Genomic DNA, 6,347 nt, shown 5'->3' on the forward strand with positions numbered 1-6,347 from the left:
GGCCTGGCGGGCCAGCGACGCGGCATTGACCAGCGCAGTCAACCGCCGCCGCCGGGCATCCGGATCGATCTTGGGCAACTCCACCTCGGGATCGGCGATGCCCAGCAGATCATCGAAGAGTGTTACATCTTCGGGATCTGCATCGCCAAGCCGAGCATGGACCTGGGCGCGCGCCGCTGCTGGAGCAAGACCCTCAACCCCGATGACCGTGCGCAGCAGCCGGGCCACCACACGAAAGGGAACTTCAGCGGCGTGCGATTCACAGAATGTGGCGAACACGTCCACGTTGCGGCGACGAGCCGTCGCGGCGAGCTCTCGCATCAAACGACTCTTACCGATGCCCGGTGATCCGACTAAGCGGACCACACCGCCGCTGCCCTGGACTGCCTTATTCAACAAACCCTCGATGGTGGACATCTCCCCACGCCGACCGACCAAATTCGTCTCGGCACGACCCGCCAGCCCATCCCGCAGGCCGATTCCCAGTAGGCGCCGCGCCGGCACCGGTTCCTCGACCCCTTTGATGCGCACCCACTCAGGCTCACCCATCGTGACCGTGTGCTCGACCAGCCGGGCGGTCGACTCCGACAGCATCACCCCGCCCGGCGGTGCGGCCGATTCCATCCGCTGGGCAAACCCGACCGCCTCGCCGGTCGCGACGTAACCCAACGCACCTGAACCGGCAATTACTCGACCCGAACTCAGGCCCACCCGCAACTGCAGTGCGACGCCATCGCGGCGCTCCACCTCGGCCGCCAACTGGGCGGTCTCCTCCTGGAGAGCGTGCGCAGCCAGACACGCGCGAAAAGCATGGTCCTCCAGGGCGATTGGGGCGCCGAATAGTCCCATGATCCCGTCGCCGGTGTACTCGACCTTCCCGCCACCGTAACGCTGCACCACCGCCGCCGACTGTTCCAGCAGCTTCGTCATGATCTCTCGCAGCCGCTCTACGTCGAGGGTGGCCGCGATGCCCATCGAGTGCACCACGTCGGCGAACAGCACCGTCACCTGCTTGTACTCAGCATGGACGTCGGGCTCTGTGATGGGTGCACCACAGCCATCACAGAATCGCGCACCCTCACGCGGCTCGGTGCCACATGTGCGGCACGCGGTCGCTGCGGTCATCCGACCCTCCGCGGGTTCCGCCCCCGAGGTCCCGATTTACGAGCATACGGCGCTTCCTCTTTGGGTAGAACGGGTTTAAGCAGTTACCGCGGCGCCCGTTGATTCGGGGCGGAGTGCGACCACATCGTGCCACCGAAGTCGCGTGTCAGAACGCAGCTAAGTATCAGCACCGCACCACGCCGAAGTTCCCGCGCCAATGGCAGTAGTGCGCTACTGCCATCGGCGCACCGCACTTGAATGACGATTGATATGGCGAAGCGGGGTACCTGGGCCCCATTGCCGACCGTTGCGTGCGCACGCAGATAGAGGAACGACGATGAGAACCGCAAGCTTCGCCGGGCACGGTAGCGGGATGAGGCTCAGATGCGGACCTACACCGCGTAGCGCCGTGCCGGGCACAGGCTGGATGAAGTCATGGGGGATTGGAGATAACGGATTATGACGTGGTGGCACGACGATATCAACGACCAACAGCGCGTTAACGCTATTGCGTCGCGCAACGCGACCAAGTTCCGCAGTAAACAACCAAGAGATATCAACTGGGACAGTGCAATTAAAAAGTTTCGTTCGGCGATCACGGCGTATCAGGAACCAGCCGCCAGCATGGCCTCGGCCCACACCATATGCCCCTCGAAGCCGAGCGATTGCGCCATGGCGCCATAGCTACTCACTAAAGTTCCGGAAGGCAACGTCGTCGCCGCGGGCCCGGGCCACCAGCGCGCAGCCGCAGCAGCCAGATGTCGCGTATCATCAGACCCTCATCAGCGGGCGCGGCCGCCAACCGCTCGATCGCGGCCTCGGCTTCGGCCACGTCAGCGGTGTACCCGCGATCGAGCAATGTCTCGACTGGAGCACCCGTCCCAGGTATGCCCCACTCACGCAGCTGTCCCTCGCGGAACAGATGGTCGACGGCGGTTCGACTGTCGACCCAACCGACTAGCCTAGAAACCGTGCCTGATCCCGCGACTTACCGCCCCGCGCCCGGGTCTATCCCGGTCGAGCCCGGCGTATATCGATTTCGGGACCAGCACGGACGGGTGATCTACGTCGGCAAGGCCAAGAGCCTGCGCAGCCGGCTGACCTCCTACTTCGCCGACGTCGCGAGCCTGCATCCGCGAACCCGGCAGATGGTCACCACCGCGGTCAAGGTGGAGTGGACAGTGGTCAACACCGAGGTCGAGGCGCTGCAGCTGGAATACAACTGGATCAAGGAATTCGACCCCCGATTCAACGTCCGCTACCGCGACGACAAGTCCTACCCCGTGCTGGCGGTTACCCTCAACGAGGAATTCCCGCGGTTGATGGTCTATCGCGGACCACGTCGAAAAGGCGTGCGCTACTTCGGGCCGTATTCGCACGCCTGGGCCATCCGGGAGACCCTCGATTTGCTTACCCGCGTCTTCCCCGCGCGCACCTGCTCGGCCGGAGTATTCAAACGGCACAACCAAATCGACCGGCCCTGCCTGCTCGGCTACATCGACAAGTGCTCGGCGCCGTGTGTCGGAAGGGTCAGCGCCGAGCAGCATCGGCAAATCGTGCTCGACTTCTGCGACTTTCTGTCCGGCAAGACCGACCGGTATGCGCGCAGCCTTGAACAGCAGATGAACGCGGCATCCGAGCAACTCGACTACGAACGCGCGGCCCGGCTTCGTGACGATCTCTCGGCGTTGAAGCGGGCTCTGGAGAAGCAGGCCGTGGTGCTCGGCGACGGCACCGACGCCGACGTCGTGGCATTCGCTGACGACGAGCTGGAAGCAGCTGTCCAGGTCTTCCATGTCCGCGGCGGGCGGGTTCGCGGTCAGCGTGGCTGGATAGTCGAAAAGCCTGGCGATCCCGGCGATTCCGGTGAGGCGCGGCTGGTCGAGCAATTCTTGACTCAGTTCTACGCCGATCAGGCCGAACTCGACGGCGCCGCAGACGAATCCGCCAACCCAGTCCCGCGCGAAGTCCTGGTGCCCTGTCTGCCGTCCAATGCCGACGAGCTGACCACCTGGCTGTCAGGTCTGCGCGGTTCGCGGGTGAGGCTGCGGGTGCCGCGTCGCGGCGATAAGAAGGCGTTGGCTGAAACCGTGCAGCGCAACGCCAAAGAGGCGCTGCAGCTGCACAAACTCAAGCGAGCCGGCGACTTCACCGCCAGATCTTCTGCGCTGCAGAATATTCAGGAAGCGCTGGGTCTGGCCGACGCGCCGTTGCGGATTGAATGTGTGGATATCAGCCATGTCCAGGGCACCGACGTCGTCGGCTCGCTGGTGGTGTTCGAGGACGGGCTACCGCGCAAATCCGACTACCGCCACTTCGCGATCCGGGAAGCCGCGGGCCGTGGTCGCTCCGACGATGTCGCGTCGATCGCCGAAGTGACTCGGCGCCGGTTCTGGCGGCATCTACAAGACCAAGAGGATCCCAAAGTCCTGTCGCCGGAAGGAAAGTCGCGTCGATTCGCGTACCCGCCCAACTTGTACGTCGTCGACGGTGGCGCTCCGCAGGTCAACGCCGCCAGCGCCGTCCTGGACGAATTGGGCATCGCCGACGTTGCGGTGATCGGCCTGGCTAAGAGGTTGGAGGAGGTGTGGGTACCATCGGAGCCGGACCCGATCATCTTGCCGCGCAACAGCGAGGGCCTGTACCTGCTGCAGCGAGTCCGCGACGAGGCGCACCGCTTTGCCATCAACTATCACCGCAGCAAACGGTCCAAGCGAATGACCGCCTCAGCGTTGGATGCGGTGCCCGGCTTGGGTGAGCATCGCCGCAAGGCGCTGGTGACCCATTTCGGATCACTGGCCCGGCTGAAAGAGGCTACGGTCGACGAAATCACCTCTGTTCCGGGAATCGGGGTTGCGACCGCGACCGCGGTACTCGAAGCACTGGGTGGTGGCGCCGGATCGGCCGCGGCGGATGAGGAAACGGTCGCCGAACGGGCATCGGGATGACGGAGCGCGAATTGCAGAACGGCCCAACCGAAGATCACGCCGCCGCAACGGAATCCGGGATTGACGTGGTTTTGGTCACCGGCTTGTCCGGTGCGGGGCGTGGCACTGCGGCCAAAGTGCTCGAGGACCTGGGCTGGTACGTCGCCGACAACTTGCCCCCTCAGCTGATCACCCGGATGGTGGATTTCGGGCTGGCAGCGGGATCCCGGATCACCCAGCTGGCCGTGGTGATGGACGTACGCTCGCGCGGGTTCACCGGTGATCTGGACTGGGTGCGCAACGACCTGGCCACCCGCGATATCACCCCCCGGGTGTTATTCATGGAGGCTTCCAACGACATGTTGGTGCGCCGCTACGAGCAGAATCGCCGCAGCCATCCGCTACAGGGCGAGCAGACCTTGGCCGAGGGCATCGCCGCTGAGCGTGAGATGCTGGCTCCGGTTCGCGCCACTGCCGACCTGATCATCGACACCTCGACGCTGTCGGTGCGCGAGCTGCGGGAAAGCATCGAACGGGCCTTCGGCGGCGAGACCGTCGGCAGTACCAGCGTCACCGTCGAGTCTTTCGGCTTCAAGTACGGTCTGCCGATGGACGCCGACATGGTGATGGATGTGCGATTCCTGCCCAACCCGCACTGGGTTGACGAGCTACGCCCGCACACCGGCCAACATCCGGCAGTCCGTGATTACGTGCTTGGGCAGACGGGCGCGGCGGAGTTCCTGGAGACTTACCATCGATTGCTGACCCTGATTGTCGACGGGTATCGCAGGGAGGGAAAGCGCTATATGACCGTCGCGATCGGCTGTACCGGCGGCAAGCATCGCAGCGTGGCCATCGCCGAAGCTTTGGTGCGGCTGCTGGAGCCGAACAAGCAGCTGTCGGTACGGGTATTGCACCGGGATCTGGGTCGCGAATGAGCCGCGCCGGCGACGATGCGGCGGGGGCACCCCCGGCTGCGAAGCGGCGAGGGGGACGCAGCGATGCTGAGGAGCGGCGCCAATGAGCCTCGAAAAAAGCCGCAGCATTGTCGCCCTGGGCGGCGGACATGGTTTGTATGCCACGCTGTCGGCGGCCCGGCGACTCACCCCGCACGTCACCGCCGTCGTCACCGTCGCAGACGACGGCGGCTCGTCTGGCAGGCTGCGCAGCGAACTCGATGTGGTGCCGCCGGGCGATCTGCGAATGGCGTTGGCGGCGTTGGCATCTGACAGCCCGCAGGGCCGCCTGTGGGCGACGATTCTGCAGCACAGGTTCGGTGGTACAGGCGCGCTGGCCGGACACACGATCGGCAACTTGCTGCTCGCCGGCCTCAACGAATTGCTGACCGACCCGGTCGCCGCGCTCGACGAACTCGGCCGGGTCCTCGGCGTGCGGGGGAGGGTGCTGCCAATGTGCCCGATCGCACTGCAGATCGAGGCCGACGTCTCTGGCCTGGAAACCGACCCGCGGATGTTCCGGTTGATCCGCGGGCAGGTGGCGATCGCCACCACTCCCGGAAAGGTTCGCCGCGTCCGGCTGCTGCCCGGTAACCCGCCGGCCACCCGACAAGCGGTCGACGCGATCTTGGCCGCCGACCTCGTCGTATTGGGGCCCGGATCGTGGTTCACCAGCGTGATCCCGCACGTGCTGGTGCCCGAGCTGGCCGCGGCGCTGCAGGCGACCAGGGCCCGCCGCGCGTTGGTGCTCAATTTGGTGGCCGAACCGGGGGAGACGGCCGGCTTCTCAGTAGAGCGTCATTTGCATGTGCTGGCACAGCACGCGCCCGATTTCACCGTCCACGACGTGATTATCGACGCCGAGCGGGTGCCGAGTGAGCGCGAGCGTGAGCAGCTGCGACGTACCGCGACGCTGCTTCATGCGCAGGTTCAGTTCGCGGATGTGGCCCGGCCTGGTACACCTTTACATGACCCGGGCAAGTTGGCCGCGGCGCTGGATGGGGTGGGTGTGCGCAACATCGAGCCACCTTCGGCGACGGCCACTACCGCGATGCCGATCGAACAAGAACGTCAGCAGACCGGCGCCGAGGGACCGGGTCGTAACGGACCGAGGGGTGACGACGCGTGGCGATGACGGCCGAAGTCAAAGACGAGTTGAGCCGCCTGATGGTGAGTTCGGTGAGCGCGAGGCGAGCCGAAGTGACCTCACTGCTGCGATTCGCCGGCGGGCTACACATCGTGGGCGGCCGCGTGGTCGTCGAAGCCGAGGTTGATTTGGGCAGCATCGCACGACGACTGCGCAAGGACATCTTCGACCTGTACGGCTACAACGCCGTCGTTCATGTGTTGTCGGCCAGCG

General features: G+C 65.1%; 6 protein-coding genes. 4 read left to right on the forward strand and 2 right to left on the reverse strand.

Going from position 1 to position 6,347, the window contains the following annotated elements; translation table 11 throughout:
• Together WBF82_RS15580 and WBF82_RS15585 are read right to left on the reverse strand one after the other, a co-directional pair.
• On the reverse strand, window positions 1-1,125 hold a 1,125-nt coding region (locus WBF82_RS15580), incomplete at its 3' end, for an adenylate/guanylate cyclase domain-containing protein (RefSeq protein ID WP_424383889.1).
• A 670-nt stretch (window positions 1,126-1,795) separates the two neighbouring features.
• Window positions 1,796-1,936 carry a hypothetical protein gene (locus tag WBF82_RS15585; RefSeq protein ID WP_424383890.1) on the reverse strand — a complete coding sequence of 47 codons (141 nt, stop codon included), beginning with the start codon at window positions 1,934-1,936 and terminating at the stop codon, window positions 1,796-1,798.
• A 139-nt stretch (window positions 1,937-2,075) separates the two neighbouring features.
• On the opposite strand from WBF82_RS15585, the gene uvrC reads away from it, so the two are divergent.
• The 4 genes from uvrC to whiA form a co-directional block, all read left to right on the forward strand.
• On the forward strand, window positions 2,076-4,052 hold the full coding sequence (uvrC, locus tag WBF82_RS15590) for an excinuclease ABC subunit UvrC (RefSeq protein WP_424383891.1): 1,977 nt from the start codon (window positions 2,076-2,078) through the stop codon (window positions 4,050-4,052).
• Window positions 4,049-4,969 (forward strand): RNase adapter RapZ, encoded by a 921-nt coding sequence (gene rapZ, locus WBF82_RS15595; RefSeq protein WP_424383892.1) that lies wholly within the window; start codon window positions 4,049-4,051, stop codon window positions 4,967-4,969. The genes uvrC and rapZ overlap by 4 nt, the downstream gene beginning before the upstream one ends.
• A gap of 82 nt (window positions 4,970-5,051) precedes the next feature.
• Window positions 5,052-6,122, forward strand: a complete 1,071-nt coding sequence (yvcK, locus tag WBF82_RS15600; RefSeq protein WP_424383893.1) for a uridine diphosphate-N-acetylglucosamine-binding protein YvcK — start codon at window positions 5,052-5,054, stop codon at window positions 6,120-6,122.
• The coding region (gene whiA, locus WBF82_RS15605) for a DNA-binding protein WhiA (RefSeq protein ID WP_424383894.1) at window positions 6,119-6,347 on the forward strand (229 nt) is incomplete at its 3' end. The genes yvcK and whiA, both read left to right, overlap by 4 nt.

It is taken from the genome of Mycobacterium sp. (assembly GCF_049673265.1).
Lineage (GTDB): Bacteria > Actinomycetota > Actinomycetes > Mycobacteriales > Mycobacteriaceae > Mycobacterium.

Bases quoted from the DNA above. Each gene is read 5' to 3' on its own strand.
- rapZ (WP_424383892.1), top strand. From the start codon at position 4,049: ATGACGGAGCGCGAATTGCAGAACGGCCCAACCGAAGATCACGCCGCC.
- yvcK (WP_424383893.1), top strand. From the start codon at position 5,052: ATGAGCCTCGAAAAAAGCCGCAGCATTGTCGCCCTGGGCGGCGGACAT.